Raw genomic sequence first — 15763 nt, forward strand, 5'->3', positions numbered from 1 at the left:
GGCATTCTAGTCAGTCGCGACGACGGGTCCAACCAGGGCCTCCCGCCGCCAGGCCTTGCGCAACGCCCGCAGCGCCTCATCGATACGCGCCTCGGGTACTGCCGCGAAGCCCAGCACCAGGCCCGCGCGGTCGTCTGGCGCAACGCTGGAGTCGTCCATCCAGTAGTCGCTCAAGGCGCTGACTTCCACCCCGGCGGCTGCCGCCGCGGCGATCAGGGCCCGCTCGCGCGCCAGGCTGTCGACCCGCACGCACAGGTGCAGCCCCGCCTCCACCGCCGGCAACGGCTGGCAACCCGGCGCCTCTGGCCAGCCCCGCAGCAAGGCGTCGCGGCGGGCGCGGGCGGCGCGGCGCATGCGGCGGACGTGGCGCTGGAAATGCCCCTCGGCGATGAAGTCGGCCATGACCCGCTGGGTGCCCACCTCCGAATGGCGTACCTCGATGGCCCGCCGCTGGCGGAAGCGCTCGACCAGCGCCGGCGGGACCACCAGGTAGCCCAGGCGCAACGCCGGGAAGGCGATCTTGCAGAAGGTCCCGACGTAGAGCACCCGGCCCTGTCGGTCCAGCGCGGCCAGCGGCGCCAGCGGCGTACCGCTGTAGCGATACTCGCCGTCGTAGTCGTCCTCGACGATCCAACCGTCGGCGCGCTCGGCCCACTCCAGCAGCTCCAGGCGCCGCGCCAGCGACAGGGTGACGCCGGTGGGGTACTGGTGCGACGGCGTGACATAGGCCAGGCGGCAGCCGGCAATGCCCGCGAGCCGGTCGCTGCGCAGCCCCTCGGCGTCGAGGTCGATCCCGTGCGGTACCGCGCCGGTCGCGGCGAAGGCCAGGCGCGCCGCGCGGTAGCCAGGGTTTTCCACAGCCACCGGATCGCCGTTCTCGAGCAACACCTGGGCGCACAGGCGGATGGCCTGCTGCGCGCCATGGGTGACGATCACCTGTTCCGCCTCGCAGCGCAGGCCGCGCGCGCTGCGCAGGTAGGCGGCGATCAGCTCGCGCAGGCGCGCCTCGCCGGCCGGGTCGCCGTAGCCCAGGCAGTCCGCCGGCGGGTTGCGCCAGAAGCGCGCCTGTAGCCGCGCCCAGGTGTCGAAGGGGAACAGGTCGAAGGCCGGCACGCCGACGCGGAACGCTCGCGGCGCGCCTTCCGGTGGCGGCGCCAGGGCCGCCGGGCCGCGCGGCGCGGGAGCGCTCGGGGCGACGGCGGGGGCCCTGCCTGGGATTTCCTGCAACTCGGCAACGTAGGTGCCGTCGCCTGTGCGCCCGTCGATATAGCCCTCGGCGTGCAACTGTTCATAGGCCCGCACCACGGTGTTGCGCGAGACCTTCAGGGCCTGGGCCAGCTCGCGGCTGGCGGGCATCCGCGTGCGGCTGCCGAGGCGGCCGTCGAGGATCCGTTCGCGCAGCGCGGCGTAGAGCTGGCGGGCCAGGCCCTGGGCGGGGTCGAGGTGGATGCCGGCGGCGTCGAAGGGCAGTACGGTGGCCATGGCGGTCTCGGAGGGAAGAAAGCGCCAGTGTGGATTGGACCTGTGGAATTGACCAGCAATGGATCTTCTAGCGGACCATTTCCCGGCCTAGTCTGGAGGCACCTTTACCCGGACATGGAACCGAGCCATGAGCACGTCCCTGCAGATTCGTCCCGTCGACGCCGGCGACCACGCCGCCTGGCTGCCGCTGTGGGAGGGCTACCAGCGCTTCTACAAGACCGAGATCGCCGCCGCTACCAGCGACGCCACCCGGCAGCGCTTCCTCGACGCCGACGAACCGATGAACGCCGCCCTCGCCTGGCTCGACGAGCGCGCCGTGGGCCTGGTGCACTGGATCTACCACCGCTCCTGCTGGACCGTCGGCGACTACTGCTACCTGCAGGACCTGTTCGTCGCCGAGGGCCTGCGCGGCGAAGGCATAGGGCGCCGGCTGATCGAGCATGTCTACGCCGAGGCCGGCGCCGCTGGCTGTTCGCGGGTGCACTGGCTGACCCACGAGAGCAACAGCGACGCGATGAAGCTGTACGAGCGCATCGCCGACAAGTCCGGTTTCCTTCAGTACCGCAGGATTCTCTGAGGCCCACCATGCGCGAACCCTTGAACTGGCGCCCCGTCGCCACTCCACCCCACGCCCCGCTCGACGGCCGCTTCGTCAAGCTCGAACCGCTCGATCCGCAACGCCATGGCGACGACCTGTGGGACGCCCTGCAAGGGCCTGGCGCCGACCCGTTGCTGTGGGAATACCTGGCCTACGGCCCGTTCGCCGAGCGCCCGGCTTTCGACGCCTGGCTGGCCGGCCAGGCGGCCAGCCGCGACCCGCTGTTCTTCGCCGTGCGCGAGCGGCGCACGCAGCGCGCCGTCGGCCTGCTCAGCTACCTGCGGATCACGCCGAAGGATGGCGTCATCGAAATCGGTCATATCGCCTTCGGCGCGCCTATGCAGCGCACACCGGGGTCTACCGAGGCGGTCTACCTGCTCGCCGAACTCGCCCTCGGCCGCCTCGGCTACCGCCGCCTGGAGTGGAAGTGCAATGCCGGCAACGCCCGTTCGATGCGCGCCGCCGAGCGCCTGGGCTTCACCTACGAAGGCACCTTCCGCCAGCACATGGTGGTCAAGCAGCGCAACCGCGACACCGCCTGGTTCTCCCTGCTCGACAGCGAATGGCCGGCGCGACAGGCGGCGTTCGAGCGCTGGCTCGATCCTTCCAACTTCGACGCCGAAGGCCGCCAGCGGCAGACGCTGGAGGCGCTGCGCGACTAGCCCCTGGCAGGGACTGCCGGTCGCTCAACGGTACTCCGGCAGCCAGTGCAGGCTGGCCAGGATGTGCGCGACCGCGTTGGCCACGCCGAACAGCAGCACCAGCACGATCGCCGGCGTGCCGCCCCAGGCGCGGAACAGCGGGCTGCCGAAGCGCTTGCGCGAGGCCCGCGCCATCAGCGCCGGAACGATCACCGCCCAGAACGCCGCGGCCAGCCCGGCGAAACCGATGGCGTAGATGAAGCCGTTGGGGAACAGCAGCCCGCCGATGGTCGGTGGGACGAAGGTCAGCAACGCGGTCTTGAAGCGCCCGAAGTGGCTGTCGTCGAACTTGCACAGGTCGGCCAGGTAGTCGAACAGGCCGAGGGTCACGCCGAGGAAGGAGCTGGCCACCGCCAGGTTGGAGAAGGTGGTGAGCAACGCGTTCAGCGAATCCGACGCGGTGATCCGGTGCAGGTATTCCACCAGGGTGCCGACGTTGCTGCCGCCGGCGATGATGCCCTTGAACTGCTCGCGCGGGATGGTGCCCAGGGTGCTGGCCTGCCACAGCAGGTAGATGGCCAGGGCGATCAGGGTGCCGATCCACAGCGAACGGCTGATCCGCTGCGGGTCCTTGCCGTAGTACTTCATCAGGCTCGGCACGTTGCCGTGGTAACCGAAGGAAGTCAGGCAGAACGGCAGGGTCGCCAGCAGGTAGGGCCAGTAGACCGCGTCCGGCTCGCCGCTGTTGAACAGGATCGCCGGCTGGATGCGCCCGAGCAGGCCGCTGATGGAGAGGCCGAACGTAATGATCATGCCGCCGAGCATCAGCGTGGTGATGCGGTCCACCGCGCGGGTGCTCCACCACACCACCAGCGCCACCGCCAGGGCGAACAGCAGCCCGGCGAGCTTTTCCGGCAGGGTCACGCCGAGGCCGCTGGACAGGGTGTAGCCGATGATCGAGCCGCCGCCGGAGATATAGGCATAGGTGAGGATATAGAGGACGAAGGCGATGCTCAGCCCGTTGACCACATTCCAGCCCTGGCCGAGCAGGTCGCGGGTGATGGTCGAGAAGCTCGAGCCCACCGGGTAGTTGAGGTTGGCTTCGAGGATCATCATCCCCGACAGCAGCATGCAGAACCAGGTGAGCAGGAACACCGCCACCGACCAGCCGAACCAGATGCCGGACATGGCGATGGGCAGGGAGAACATTCCGGCGCCGACGGCGGTGCCGGCGATGATCATCGAACCGCCGAGCAGCGAGGGCCGGCGGCTGGGCGTTTGAGCTGGAGAGGACGACACCTGGACTTCCCGATAGTCAGCGCCTGCGGCGCGACGCGCCGTTGGGCAGAGGCGGCATTCTAGGCGGCGCGCGCGCCGGGCGCACCCTGGCAGGGCGAACAGCCGGCCGACGCGGCAACCGATGCCGATAAAAAAAGGGGAGCATCATGCTCCCCCAGGGACTTTAACCGTCTGTCGCGGTCAGCCCGCAATCTCGATCAGGATCTCGCCCGGGTTGACCCGGTCGCCCTTGGCCACGTGGATCGCCTTGACCGTACCGGCGATGCCGGCCTGGACCTCGGTTTCCATCTTCATCGCCTCGGTGATCAACACCGCCTGGCCGGCCTTGACGCTATCGCCTTCCTTCACCAGCACGTCGACGATGTTGCCCGGCATGGTGGTGCTGACGTGGCCCGGCTCGCTGGCATGCTTGCGGCCGCTGGCGGAGCCGGCGACATATTCGTTGAGCGGCTCGAACACCACTTCTTCCGGCATGCCGTCGATGGACAGGTAGAAGTGCCGCTTGTTGTCGCTCTTCACGCCGACCCCGGTGATGTCGACGCGGTAGGTCTCGCCGTGCACGTCGATGACGAACTCGGTCGGGGTGCCTTCCGCGCCAGCGGCGGCGACGCCCTTGCCGGTGGGAATCGGCAGCAGTTCCTCGGGCTTCAGGGTGCCGGCCTCACGCTCTTCGAGGAACTTGCGCCCGATGTCCGGGAACATCGCGTAGGTGAGTACGTCTTCCTCGGACTTGGCCAGGTTGCCGATCTCGCTGCGCAGCTTGTTCAGCTCCGGCTTGATCAGGTCGGCCGGGCGCACGTCGATGACTTCCTCGCTGCCGATGGCCTGGCGCCGCAGTTGCTCGTTGACCTCGCCGGGGGCCTTGCCATAACGGCCCTGCAGGTACAGCTTCACTTCGTTGGTGATGGTCTTGTAGCGCTCGCCGGCGAGCACGTTGAAGAACGCCTGGGTGCCGACGATCTGCGAAGTCGGCGTCACCAGCGGCGGGAAACCGAGGTCGGCGCGGACCCGCGGGATTTCCTCGAGCACCTCGCCCATACGGTTCAGCGCGCCCTGCTCCTTGAGCTGGTTGGCCAGGTTGGAAATCATCCCGCCCGGCACCTGGCTGACCTGCACGCGGGTATCCACGCCGGTGAATTCGCTCTCGAACTGGTGGTACTTCTTGCGCACCGCGTGGAAGTACATGCCGATCTCCTGGATCAGCTCCAGGTCCAGGCCGGTGTCGTAGGGGGTACCGCGCAGCGCCGCGACCATCGACTCGGTGCCCGGGTGGCTGGTGCCCCAGGCCATGCTGGAGATCGCCGTGTCGATACGGTCGGCGCCGTTTTCCACGGCCTTGAGCTGGCACATGCTGGCGACACCGGCGGTGTCATGGGAATGCACCACCACGTCCAGCGGCAGGGCGTCCTTCAGGGCCTTGACCAGGTCGCCGGTGGCATAGGGGGTGAGCAGGCCGGCCATGTCCTTGATGGCGATGGAGTCGACGCCCATGTCGGCCATCGCCTTGCCCTGGGCGACGAAGGCCTCGATGGTGTGCACCGGGCTGGTGGTGTAGCAGATGGTGCCCTGGGCGTGCTTGCCGGCGGCCTTCACCGCCTCGATGGAGACGCGCAGGTTACGCACGTCGTTCATCGCGTCGAAGATGCGGAACACGTCGATGCCGTTGACCGCCGCCTTGGCCACGAAGGCGCGCACCACATCGTCGCTGTAGTGGCGGTAGCCGAGCAGGTTCTGCCCGCGCAGGAGCATCTGCAGGCGGGTGTTGGGCAGCGCCGCCTTGAGCTTGCGCAGGCGTTCCCACGGGTCTTCCTTGAGGAAGCGCACGCAGGCGTCGAAGGTGGCGCCGCCCCAGACTTCCAGCGACCAGTAGCCGACGCGGTCGAGCTTGTCGCAAATCGGCAGCATGTCCTCGGTGCGCATGCGGGTCGCCAGCAGAGACTGGTGGGCATCGCGCAGGATGGTATCGGTGACGCCGGTCTTCTTCGCTTGGATGGTGTTGCTCATGTTCTGCTCCTTCCCTTACAGGCCGGCGTGGGCCGCGATGGCGGTGGCGATGGCGATGGCCAGGTGCGACGGGTTGCGCTTGATCGAGTACTGGGTCAGTTCCGGGTGGCTTTCGACGAAGCTGGTGTTGAACTGGCCGCTGCGGAATTCCGGGTTGCGGAGGATTTCCTGGTAGTACGGCGCGGTGGTCTTGACCCCCTGCACGCGCATGTCATCGAGGGCGCGCAGGCCGCGATCGAGGGCCTCTTCCCAGGTCAGCGCCCAGACGATCAGCTTCAGGCACATCGAGTCGTAGTACGGCGGGATGGTGTAGCCGGTGTAGATCGCCGTGTCGGTACGCACGCCGGGGCCGCCGGGGGCGTAGTAGCGGGTGATCTTGCCGAACGAGGGCAGGAAGTTGTTCTTCGGGTCCTCGGCGTTGATGCGGAACTGCAGGGCGTAGCCGCGATGGACGATGTCGTCCTGCTTGACCGACAGCTCCAGCCCGGAAGCGATGCGGATCTGCTCGCGGACCACGTCGATGCCGGTGATCTCCTCGGTGATGGTGTGCTCCACCTGGACCCGGGTGTTCATCTCCATGAAGTACACCTCGCCGTCGGCGAGCAGGAACTCCACGGTGCCGGCGTTCTCGTAGCCCACCGCCTTGGCCGCGCGCACCGCCAGGTCGCCGATATAGGCGCGCTGCTCGGGAGTGAGCTGCGGGCTCGGGGCGATCTCGATGAGCTTCTGGTTGCGGCGCTGGATCGAGCAGTCGCGCTCGAACAGGTGCACGGTGTTGCCGAAGGAATCGGCGAGGATCTGCGCCTCGATGTGCTTGGGATTGACGATGCACTTCTCGAGGAATACCTCGGCGCTGCCGAAGGCCTTGGTCGCCTCGGAGATCACCCGCGGGAACGCCTGTTCCAGCTCCTCGCGGCTGTTGCAGCGACGGATGCCGCGACCGCCGCCGCCGGAGGTGGCCTTGAGCATCACCGGGTAGCCGATCCGCTCGGCTTCGCGCAGGGCCTCGGCGAGATCGGCGACGTTGCCTTCGGTGCCGGGGGTACAGGGCACGCCGGCGGCGATCATGCTGCGGCGGGCTTCGGTCTTGTCGCCCATGCGGCGGATCACTTGCGCCGACGGGCCGATGAACTTGATACCGCGCTCGGCGCAGATTTCCGCCAGCTCGGCATTTTCCGAGAGGAAGCCATAGCCGGGGTGCAGGGCGTCGCAGCCACTTTCCACCGCCAGGTTCACCAGGGCGCGCGGGTTGAGGTAGCCGGCCAGCGGGTCCGCGCCGATGCTGTGGGCTTCGTCGGCGCGCTTGACGTGCAGCGCGTGGCGATCGGCCTCGGAGTAGACGGCCACCGAGCGGATGCCCATCTCGGCGCAGGCGCGCACGATGCGGACGGCAATCTCGCCGCGGTTGGCGATCAGGATCTTCTTGATCACGGAGGTCTCCCTCTTCGGGGTTGGGAACCTGGTACGGTCGATCCGGATATTCCGGTCGCTGCATGACCGGCAGGCAGCTCCCGGTCGCGCTTTTACCCTACCCCCGTGAGGGTGATTAACAAAAATCAATAATTATTGGGATAGCCATTAGAAAAGCTTTATAGTCGCCCGACCGATCTCGGTCAGAGTGTGACTGGAATGCGTAAGTCGTTGATGCGTATGACATTACGGCAGCTTCAGGTTTTTCGTGCCGTATGCGAGAGCCGCTCCTACAGCCGGGCGGCGGAGGAAATGGCCCTGACCCAGCCGGCGGTCAGCCTGCAGATCCGCCAACTGGAAGAGCTGGTCGGCCAGCCGCTGTTCGAGTACGTCGGCAAGAAGCTCTACCTGACCGATGCCGCCGAAGCCCTGCTGAAGACCAGCACCGACCTGTTCCAGCGCCTGGAAAGCCTGGACATGCAGCTCTCGGACCTGAAGGGCTCGCTGCAGGGCCAGTTGCGCCTGGCGGTGGAGTCCAGCGCCAAGTACATCACCCCGCACCTGTTCAAGGCGTTCCAGAACCTGCATCCGGAAGTCAGCCTGAGCCTGACGGTGGTCAACCGCACCCAGGTGATCAAGCGCCTGGCCGACAACCGCGACGACCTGGTAATCATGTCCCTGGTACCGCAGGACATGGCCCTGGAGTTCCTGCCCTTCCTGAACAACCCGATCATCGCCGTGGCGCCGCCGGACCATCCGCTGTGCAACGCCGCGAAGCTGGCCCTGAAGGACCTGGAGCCCTTCCCGCTACTGGTCCGCGAACCGGGCTCCGGCACCCGCAAGGCTTGCGAGGAGTTCTTCCAGCAACGCCGCGCGCACTTCTCGCAGATCCAGGAGATCGCCTCGCTGGAGTCCCTGCGCGAAGGGGTGATCGCCGGCCTCGGCCTGGCCCTGCTGCCGCGCCATGCGGCGCACCAGGAACTGGCCAACGGCCTGCTGCGCGAACTACCGGTGGAGGAATTGCCGCTCTATCGCAGCTGGTGCCTGGTGCACGCCAAGGGCAAGCGCCTGAGCCCGGTGGCCCAGGCGTTCGTCGCCTTCGTCCGCGAGGAGCGGGCGCTGATCAGCCAGCTCGCTGGGCGCTTCGCCGGCCCTGGCGGTTCGAGCTGAGGTAGGCGGCGGCTACCAGATCGGGGTAGTCGGCCAGTTCCTGGCGCAGGCGCAGTTCTTCGCAGTGGTCCTCGATCGCCCGGCGGAATTGCATGCGCCGCTGGTCTTCGAGCTTGCGGCGGGTTTTCGAATCCACGTGCTGGGCATTGGCATCGCTATGACGGGGCATCTCGCGTCTCCCATGGCCGACTGGCTGGAGTCGCGAGCATCGCGCAGCAATGTGACGGTTTGGCGGCAAGCCGGTGAAGACTGCGTTATGCCTTCCCGGCGGCGCCTCAGGACGGCTCGCCGCGCTCTTCCTGGTTCTTCATCACCTTCGGCGACAGGCGCAGGCTGCGCAGGCTGCGCTTGACGCTCTTGAGGTGGTTGACCAGGTCCGGGCCGCGGGCCATGGCCACGCCCATCGCCAGCACGTCGATCACCACCAGGTGGGCGATGCGCGAGGTCAGCGGGGTGTAGATGTCGGTGTCCTCGTGCACGTCGATCGCCAGGTTGACCGTGGCCAGGTCGGCCAGCGGGGTCTGGCTCGGGCACAGGGTGATCAGCGTGGCGCCGGCCTCGCGCACCAGGTTGGCGGTGATCAGCAGGTCCTTCGAGCGACCCGACTGGGAAATGCAGATGGCCACGTCGCTGGGCTTGAGGGTCACCGCCGACATCGCCTGCATGTGCGGGTCGGAGTAGGCCGCCGCCGACAGCAGCAGGCGGAAGAACTTGTGCTGGGCATCCGAGGCCACCGCGCCGGAAGCGCCGAAGCCGTAGAACTCCACGCGCTGGGCGTGGGCGATGGCGGCGATGGCGCGCTCCAGGGCGTGGGTGTCCAGGTGCTCGCGGACTTCCATCAGGCTGTGCAGCGTGGTGTCGAAGATCTTCAGGCTGAAGTCGGCCACCGAGTCGCTCTCATGGATCGAGAACTGGCCGAAGCTGGCGCCGGCCGCCAGGCTCTGCGCCAGCTTCAGCTTGAGGTCCTGGAAGCCGCTGCAGCCGATGGCGCGGCAGAAGCGCACGATGGTCGGCTCGCTGACCCCGACCCCATGGGCCAGTTCGGCCATGGAGCTGTGCATGACCGACGCCGGATCGTTGAGAACGTGATCGGCGACCTTGAGTTCCGACTTGCGGAGCTGTTGGCGGGACTGGGCTATGTGCTGCAGCAGGTTCACAGGCTGGGCTCGATTCTCTGTAGTAACCTTGTAGTTATACTACAAACAGTCAGCCACGCCCAGCCAACGCCGTCGGGAGCTTGCCTTGAGTACACCAGCCACTCCAACGTCCTGCGACATCCTGGTCTTCGGCGGTACCGGCGACCTGGCCCTGCACAAGCTGCTGCCGGCGCTCTATCGCCTGCACCGGGAGGACCGCCTGCCGGCCGATACACGGATCTTCGCCCTCGCCCGCAGCGCGCTGGACAACGCCGCCTTCCTCGCCCTCGCCGAGCGCAACGTCCGCGCGGTGGTGGCGCGCAGCGAGTTCGCCGCCGAACAATGGAAAGGCTTCGCCGCGCGCCTCGACTACCTGGCCATGGACGCCTCGCAGAGCGCCGACTTCGGCCGTCTCGCGCGGCACCTGAAGAGCAGCGAGGGCCGGGTGCTGGTGCACTACCTGGCAACCTCGCCGAGCCTGTTCGCGCCGATCGCGCAGAACCTCTCCATCGCCGGCCTCGCCGGGCCGCAAGCGCGCATCGTGCTGGAAAAACCGCTGGGCCATTCGCTGGACTCGGCGAGGGCGATCAACCAGTCCATCGGCCGGGTGTTCGACGAGTCGCGGGTGTTCCGCATCGACCACTACCTGGGCAAGGAAACCGTGCAGAACCTGATGGCCCTGCGCTTCGCCAATGCGTTGTTCGAGCCGGTCTGGCGCGCGGCGCACATCGACCATGTGCAGATCAGCGTCAACGAGACCCTTGGCGTGGAGAACCGTGGCGGCTACTACGACCACGCCGGGGCGATGCGCGACATGGTGCAGAACCATCTGCTCCAGTTGCTCTGCCTGGTGGCGATGGAGGCGCCGGTGCGTTTCGACGCCGAGGCTGTGCGCAACGAGAAGCTCAAGGTGCTGCAGGCGCTGAAGCCGATCTCCGGGCTCGACGTGCAGGACAAGACGGTACGCGGCCAGTACGCCGCCGGCAGGATCGGCGGCCAGGAGGTGCCGGCGTACTACTTCGAGAAGAACGTCGACAACGACAGCGATACCGAGACCTTCGTCGCGCTCCAGGCCGAGGTCGAGAACTGGCGCTGGGCCGGGGTGCCGTTCTACCTGCGCACCGGCAAGCGCATGGCGCGCAAGTGCTCGGAAATCGTCATCCAGTTCAAGCCGGTGCCGCACAGCCTGATCGACGGCGGCGGCGGGCCGGCCAACCGCCTGTGGATAAGGTTGCAGCCGGAGGAGCGGATCAGCGTGCAACTGATGGCCAAGACCCCGGGCAAGGGCATGCAACTGGAACCGGTGGAGCTGGACCTCAACCTGGCCGAGGCCCTCAGCCGCAACAAGCGGCGCTGGGACGCCTACGAGCGCCTGCTGCTGGACGTGATCGAGGGCGACTCGACGCTGTTCATGCGCCGCGACGAGGTAGAGGCCGCCTGGGGCTGGGTCGACCCGATCCTCGCCGGCTGGCGCGAGCACTACCAGAGCCCGCGGCCCTACCCGGCCGGCAGCAACGGCCCGGAACAGGCGCAACTGCTGCTGGAACTGCAGGGTCGACGCTGGCTGGAATGACGCGGACATTGATCCGGCTCAGGATCGCCCGGCGCGCGCTCGGCTAGAGTCGCGCGCCCACGTCGTTGCGAGCCCGAACCATGACCGCCACCACCCTCCGCCCCGAACTGCTGTGCCCCGCCGGCACCCTGAAAAGCATGCGCTATGCCTTCGCCTACGGCGCCGATGCCGTCTACGCCGGGCAGCCGCGCTACAGCCTGCGGGTGCGCAACAACGATTTCGACCACGCCCAACTGGCCGAAGGCATCGCCGAGGCCCACGCACTTGGCAAGCGCTTCTACGTGGTGGTCAACATCGCCCCGCACAACGCCAAGCTGAAAACCTTCCTGCGCGACCTGGAGCCGATGGTCGACATGGGTCCGGATGCGCTGATCATGTCCGATCCCGGCCTGATCATGCTGGTTCGCCAGCATTTCCCGCAGATGCCCATCCACCTGTCGGTGCAGGCCAACGCGGTGAACTGGGCCGCGGTGCAATTCTGGCGGCAGCAGGGCCTGACCCGGGTGATCCTTTCCCGCGAGCTGTCGCTGGAGGAGATCGAGGAAATCCGCCAGCAGGTGCCGGACATGGAGCTGGAAGTGTTCGTCCACGGCGCCTTGTGCATGGCCTATTCCGGGCGCTGCCTGCTGTCCGGCTACATCAACCGCCGCGACCCCAACCAGGGCACCTGCACCAATGCCTGCCGCTGGGAATACAAGGCGGTGGAGGGCCGCGAGGACGAGCTGGGCAACGTGGTGGCGCGGGAGCCGACCCTGGGACGCGGCGCGCCGACCGAGCAGGTGTTCCTCCTCGAGGAAGGCAACCGTCCCGGCGAACCGATGGCCGCCTTCGAGGACGAACACGGCACCTACATCATGAATTCCAAGGACCTCCGCGCCGTGCAGCACGTCGAGCGGCTGGCGCGGATCGGCGTGCACTCGCTGAAGATCGAGGGCCGCACCAAATCCCACTACTACGTGGCGCGCACCGCCCAGGTCTACCGCCAGGCGATCGACGACGCGGCGGCCGGCAAGCCGTTCGACCGCGGCCTGATGGACACCCTGGAGTCCCTCGCCCACCGCGGCTACACCGAGGGCTTCCTGCGCCGCCACGTGCACGACGAGTACCAGAACTACCAGCACGGCCATTCGTTGTCCGAGCGCCAGCAGTTCGTCGGCGAACTCACCGGCGAACGCCGCGACGGACTGGCCGAGGTGGAGGTGAAGAACCGCTTCCAGCGCGGCGACAGCGTCGAACTGATGACTCCGCGAGGCAACCTGAGCCTGCGCGTGGAGGACCTGCGCAACGCCGCCGGCGAGGCCATCGAGGTGGCGCCGGGCAATGGCCACGTGGTCTACCTGGCGCTGCCGGAAGGCCTGGACCTGTGCTACGCGCTACTGATGCGCGATCTCCAGCCCGGCCAGGATACCCGCCAGCCGCAGGCCGAACGCAGCGGCGGGTGTGCCGGCAAGGGCGCTTGCGGCTGCGCTCACTGAGGGTTGAGCAGGAACACCACGTAGCCCCTGAACCAGGGGCTCTTTTCCAGGTAGTCGGGGGCTTGCCAGTCGCCGCCCTGGACCAGGCCGATCCGGTACGGCAGTTGCAGGCGGCTGACCCGCGGGAGGTAGGCGGCGTGGTTGGGAATGCTGTGGCGCCCCTGGTAGGTCTGCACCACCACTTCGTCGACCACGCCCTTGAGCCGGTTGATCGCCGCCGGCTCGGCGTTGCTGCCCCAGTCGAGCAACCCGGTGATGCTCAAGCGGTATTCGCGGGGCAGGCGCCGGCGCAGGTCGCGGAGGAAATCGACGTACTCGTCGAGGTAGCGGGTACGCGCATCGAAGTCGATCTGGATGCCGACCACCGGGTTGCCGGCACGCTTCCAGCGCTGCACCTGGTTCAGCACGGCCTGGTAGATCTGCGGCGTCCAGCGCAGGGTATGGGCGCGGTACACCACCCAGACCTCACCCCGCGCCAGGCGCGGCACCGAGATGCCCTGGGCGATCAGCCGCACGCCCTCGCCGGGGCGCCGGCGCGACTGGCTGATCTGTCCCTGCAGGATGTACAGCGTCTCGGCCCGCGCCAGCACCGGCTGCGGCGCGACGCCGCTCCACAGCCAGAAGGCGCCGTAGTCCTCGGCGCGCACCGCGGCCTCGACGGACGGCAACAGCGGCAGGCCCAGCAACAGGCCCGCCAGCCAGGCTCGCCAGCGCCTCACCAGTAGTACTTCAGTTCCTTGGCCCAGGAGCTGTCGGCGTAGGTCGACTTGAGCGTACGGAACCATTGCTTGCGCTCGGCCTGCGGGATGTCCTGCTGGCCGCAGGTGTTGTAGCCGGCCGGGGCGAAGCAGTTGATCGCGCGGAACAGCGCGTAGGCCTTGTCTTCGCGCGGAGCCTTGGGGTTGTCCATGACCAGGCGATAGCCATCCAGCCGGGAGTACACCTCGCCCTTGAAGCCGCTCGGGGTGCCGCCCAGCTCGTTGGCCTCGGGCTGGCTGTCCAGCGGCATGCCGTCGAGACCGTTGCGCAGGATGAATTCGCCCAGGCAGTTCAGGCCCTTCGGGTCCTTGTCATCGGCGGCCAGCGCCGCGGCCGACTCGGCGATGGCCGGGCAAACGTAGCCGGACTCGGCCTTGTCGCCCTTCCAGCGGAACAGCTCCAGGCTGTTACCGGCGCCGTAGACATAGCCGAGGCTGGTGCCCAGCTTGGTCTGCGAGGGGGTTTCGCCGAGCAGCGCGAAGTCCTTGCCGAAGTCGGCGAAGCGGCTGCGGCGCAGGTCCTTGTAAAGGAGAGTGAACAGCGCGGTATCGCGCTCTTCCGCCGTCGCGCCCTGCTTGGCCTGGCGGCGCAACAGCGCGGCGTCGGCGACGTTGCGCAGGAGGATGCTGCGCAGCAGCGGCTCCTGGACCGGCGAACCTTCGGCGAAGACCTTTTCCAACTGGCCGCTGCGCTCGTAGTTGAGCGCCAGGGCCAGCTGCAACTGGCCCTTCTGGTACGGCTGCGCGGCCTGCGGCAACAGTTCCAGCCAGAGCGCCTCGGCGGCTTTCCAGTCCTTCTGCTGCTCCAGCGCCAGCCCGCGCAGGGTCTGCTGGCTGAAGCCGACGTAGTCGAGGCTGCCGACCTTTTGCGGCAGCGCTTCGAGGGTCTTCGCCGGATCCTGGTCGACATAGAAGCGATAGGCCGCCTGCAGGTAGGCGAACAGTTCGGGATGCGCGGCGAAGCTGGCCTGTTGGGCCTGCAGCGTTTCCCAGGTGAAGCTGCGCGGGGTCGACGGATCGTGGGCGCGCATCTGCACCAGGTCGGCCACCGCCAGCAGCAGCGGAGTCTGGATGTCGCCGAGCTGGATACCGGTCAGGAGCTTGTTGTCGACCTCCTGGACCAGGTCTTCCAGGGCCATGTTGCGCTGCCCTTGCTCGGCTTCGGCGAATTGCGCGGCATAGTCCTGGGCCAGCAGCTTCTGGTCGCCGGCCAGCCAGTGCACGCGCCGTTGCAAGCCCTTGGCCGAGGCGGCGTAGAGCCCCTTCGGATACGCCTGCAGGTAGGCCTCGAGGGCGCTGCGGGTTTGTTCCAGGCGAGCCTTGTCGACATTCTGCAGCTCGGGGAAGCCCATGTCGTCGAAGGCGTTCTGCTGGGCGGCGTTGAGCAGGGTGCGCGCCTGCAGGTACAGGGCGGTTTCCTTCAGCCAGGGCTGCGACACGTCCTGCAACGCCTTGAAGCCCTGTTCGGCTTCGTCGAAGCGACCGCTGTAGAAGTTGGCCGCAGCCTCCAGGTACGTGGCGAAGGCCTTGCCTGCGGCCGACTCGACGCCTTGCGCGAGCACACCGCCCAGTTCCTCTTGTTCCCAGCCGCAGGCACCGAGCAGGTCCAGGCGGCTGTTGGCCAGGGCCTTGGTCTCCGCCTCGCCCAGCCCGGCGTCACGCACCTGGCGAAGAAACGCCAGCGCGCTGCCCTGGTCGTTGCTGCGGCAGCGGCTGCCCTCGCCCTCGAAGAATTCGGCGCCGGCGATCTTTTCCGGTAGCGCTTCGGCGCCCATCTGCCGGGCCAGTTCGGCGAGCGGCGAGGGCGCTGGCGCAGGCGGCGGTGTCTCGGCCTCGCTCGCCGCCGGCGGCGCGGGCGGCTGGCTGCCGTCGCCGGGCAGCAGGCGGAACAGGCCGAACGGTACCAGGCCGTAGCCTTCGAGCTTCTCTTCCTCCGACGGCGGCGCCTCCACCAGCCGCCAGTGGCCGGCGTCGGCCAGCAGCAGGCGCAGGTTGGCGCGGGTGTCGTTGCCCGGGGCGAGGAACGGCAGGGTATCGCAGACACCGCCGCCGACCAGCGACCAATCGGGATAGCAGGAGTCGTCGCTGCTGGCCTGGGCCAGCGGGGAGAGACCGGCGCCCACCAGCAGGAGGGCGGGAAGAAGCGGCTTCGAGCGCATGAATCGTCCTTAATTCGTGGGAGTCGAAAGTGCTACAGCATACTCCGCCGGATCGCGT

General features: G+C 67.9%; 13 protein-coding genes. 5 read left to right on the forward strand and 8 right to left on the reverse strand.

Translation table 11 applies throughout. From position 1 onward, the window contains the following. Nucleotides 1-6 precede the first annotated feature (6 nt). Nucleotides 7-1482, reverse strand: coding sequence for a MocR-like pyridoxine biosynthesis transcription factor PdxR (locus HMPREF2716_RS11000; protein ID WP_003136388.1), 1476 nt, complete (start codon nt 1480-1482; stop codon nt 7-9). Between the two features lie 127 nt (nt 1483-1609). Between HMPREF2716_RS11000 and HMPREF2716_RS11005 the strand changes: the two genes are divergently transcribed. Beyond that, a complete protein-coding gene (locus HMPREF2716_RS11005) occupies nt 1610-2059 on the forward strand; it encodes a GNAT family N-acetyltransferase (RefSeq protein ID WP_070621891.1) in 450 nt (149 codons plus the stop codon). 8 nt (nt 2060-2067) lie between these two features. Continuing rightward, nucleotides 2068-2742: a GNAT family N-acetyltransferase gene (locus tag HMPREF2716_RS11010; protein ID WP_003096837.1), complete on the forward strand. Its 675-nt coding sequence runs from the start codon at nt 2068-2070 to the stop codon at nt 2740-2742. Between the two features lie 24 nt (nt 2743-2766). Here HMPREF2716_RS11010 and mtr read toward each other — a convergent pair whose 3' ends face one another. From mtr to HMPREF2716_RS11025, 3 genes are all read right to left on the reverse strand, one after another. Further along, entirely contained in the window at nt 2767-4020 is a 1254-nt protein-coding gene (gene mtr / locus HMPREF2716_RS11015; protein WP_003146817.1) for a tryptophan permease, read from the reverse strand. Nucleotides 4021-4200: 180 nt separating this feature from the next. Beyond that, a complete protein-coding gene (oadA, locus tag HMPREF2716_RS11020; protein WP_043494939.1) occupies nt 4201-6024 on the reverse strand; it encodes a sodium-extruding oxaloacetate decarboxylase subunit alpha in 1824 nt (607 codons plus the stop codon). Between the two features lie 15 nt (nt 6025-6039). After that, nucleotides 6040-7455, reverse strand: a complete 1416-nt coding sequence (locus HMPREF2716_RS11025; protein ID WP_003096848.1) for an acetyl-CoA carboxylase biotin carboxylase subunit — start codon at nt 7453-7455, stop codon at nt 6040-6042. Nucleotides 7456-7668: 213 nt separating this feature from the next. Here HMPREF2716_RS11025 and pycR point away from each other — a divergent pair, with 213 nt between their 5' ends. After that, entirely contained in the window at nt 7669-8604 is a 936-nt protein-coding gene (pycR, locus tag HMPREF2716_RS11030) for a LysR family transcriptional regulator PycR (protein WP_003121355.1), read from the forward strand. On the opposite strand, the gene HMPREF2716_RS11035 is transcribed toward pycR, so the two are convergent. Beyond that, entirely contained in the window at nt 8558-8773 is a 216-nt protein-coding gene (locus HMPREF2716_RS11035) for a PA3496 family putative envelope integrity protein (RefSeq protein WP_003117619.1), read from the reverse strand. The two genes, pycR and HMPREF2716_RS11035, sit on opposite strands and share 47 nt — an antisense overlap. A gap of 106 nt (nt 8774-8879) precedes the next feature. Then, nucleotides 8880-9761: a transcriptional regulator HexR gene (gene hexR / locus HMPREF2716_RS11040; RefSeq protein ID WP_003096857.1), complete on the reverse strand. Its 882-nt coding sequence runs from the start codon at nt 9759-9761 to the stop codon at nt 8880-8882. Nucleotides 9762-9846: 85 nt separating this feature from the next. Here hexR and zwf point away from each other — a divergent pair, with 85 nt between their 5' ends. Beyond that, nucleotides 9847-11313 carry a glucose-6-phosphate dehydrogenase gene (gene zwf / locus HMPREF2716_RS11045; protein ID WP_003096859.1) on the forward strand — a complete coding sequence of 489 codons (1467 nt, stop codon included), beginning with the start codon at nt 9847-9849 and terminating at the stop codon, nt 11311-11313. A gap of 80 nt (nt 11314-11393) precedes the next feature. Next, the gene (yegQ, locus tag HMPREF2716_RS11050) at nt 11394-12788 is read left to right on the forward strand and encodes a prephenate-dependent tRNA uridine(34) hydroxylase TrhP (RefSeq protein ID WP_023518215.1); all 1395 of its coding nucleotides are present in this window, start codon (nt 11394-11396) and stop codon (nt 12786-12788) included. Here yegQ and HMPREF2716_RS11055 read toward each other — a convergent pair. Next, entirely contained in the window at nt 12782-13507 is a 726-nt protein-coding gene (locus HMPREF2716_RS11055; RefSeq protein ID WP_003096864.1) for a DUF3142 domain-containing protein, read from the reverse strand. The two genes, yegQ and HMPREF2716_RS11055, sit on opposite strands and share 7 nt — an antisense overlap. Then, entirely contained in the window at nt 13504-15705 is a 2202-nt protein-coding gene (locus HMPREF2716_RS11060; protein ID WP_023518216.1) for a PA5441 family protein, read from the reverse strand. Before HMPREF2716_RS11060 ends, HMPREF2716_RS11055 begins: the two co-directional genes overlap by 4 nt. Nucleotides 15706-15763 lie beyond the last annotated feature (58 nt).

The sequence above is a fragment of the Pseudomonas sp. HMSC076A11 genome, assembly GCF_001810205.1.
Classification (GTDB): Bacteria; Pseudomonadota; Gammaproteobacteria; order Pseudomonadales; family Pseudomonadaceae; genus Pseudomonas; species Pseudomonas aeruginosa.